Genomic DNA, 1,310 nt, shown 5'->3' with positions numbered 1-1,310 from the left:
TGAGTTGGCCCCCGAAATGACCTGACAGGGTCTCGCTCTTAGATAAGAGTGAGCCATATGACTGAGCATACGACTAGGCGCTACAATGGCGGCGAGGTCCTCTCCGGGGTTCAGCGCCGGAGGCGCTGGACCCCGGAGGAAAAGGTCCGGATCGTCGAGGAGACGTATCTGCCGGGCATGAACGTGTCGCTGGTAGCCCGGCAGCATGGCATCAGTGGCAGCCAGATCTTCACCTGGCGCAGGCTGGTTGCGCAGGGTGCGCTGACTGCCGCCGGTGCCGGCGAGGAGGTGGTGCCCGCCTCCGAGTACCGGTCGCTGCAGAACCAGGTCGCCGAGCTGCAGCGCCTGCTGGGCAAGAAGACTATGGAAGCCGAGATACTGCGGGAGGCCGTCTCCCGGGCCGCAGGCCCAAAAAAACTCCTCTTGCGCTCGATCTCGTTGCCAGGGGACGACCGGTGAGCGCGGTGGCCGAGGCGTTGGGCGTCAGCCGCCAGCACCTGTCAGCCATGCACAACCGGTCGCCTACACGTCGGCGAGGTCGACCGCCTCTACCGGATACCGACTTGGTCAGCGACATCCGGGCGCTGATCGCCGATCTGCCCACCTACGGTTATCGCCGGGTCCACGCCCTTCTGCGCCGCCAGGCTGCCAGGATCGGGCGCACAGCGCCCAATCCCAAGCGGGTCTACCGGGTCATGAAGGTGCACGGGCTGCTGCTTCAGCGCCACAACGGCAGCCGGGAGGAGCGGCGCCATGATGGTCGCGTTGCCGTCGATCGGCGCAACACCCGCTGGTGCTCTGACGCCTTGGAGATCGCTTGCGACAATGGCGAAAAGGTGCGCGTCGCCTTTGCACTCGACTGCTGTGACCGCGAGGCCATGGGGCACGTTGCTACCACCGGCGGCATCACCGCCGAGGACATCCGTGATCTGATGGTCGCCACTGTCGAGCATCGCTTTGGCCCGGTGAACCGCTTGGCCTCGCCCATTGAATGGCTCAGCGATAACGGCAGCCCTTACGTTGCTCACGATACTCGCCGCTTCGCGCGCGACATCGGCCTCGTACCCCGCACCACGCCGGTCAGCTCTCCGCAATCGAACGGCATGGCCGAAGCTTTCGTGCGCACCCTCAAGCGCGACTACGTCCGTGTAAACCCGACGCCCGATGCACGCACTGTCATCGAGCAACTGCCCCGCTGGCTAACCCACTACAATGAGGTCCATCCGCACAAGGCGCTAGGCTACCGATCACCCCGCGAGTACATCACCCAAACCCGCGAGGCCTCGTCAGGCAATTAGGGGGCAACGACA

At 65.0% G+C, this 1,310-nt stretch carries 1 protein-coding gene; it reads left to right on the top strand.

From position 1 onward, the window contains the following. Positions 1–57: 57 nt before the first annotated feature. A protein-coding gene (locus AX685_RS21300) for an IS3 family transposase (RefSeq protein ID WP_090423511.1) occupies positions 58–1,298 on the top strand; the annotation gives its coding sequence in 2 pieces (ribosomal slippage) (positions 58–412 and positions 412–1,298; 1,242 coding nt in all). The last annotated feature ends 12 nt before the right edge of the window (positions 1,299–1,310 follow it).

Source organism: Sphingomonas sp. CCH9-F2 (assembly GCF_001556735.1).
Taxonomy (GTDB): domain Bacteria; phylum Pseudomonadota; class Alphaproteobacteria; order Sphingomonadales; family Sphingomonadaceae; genus Sphingomonas; species Sphingomonas ginsenosidimutans.
Note: the sequence above shows the minus strand (reverse complement) of the source record. Positions and strands in the feature narration are given on the sequence as shown.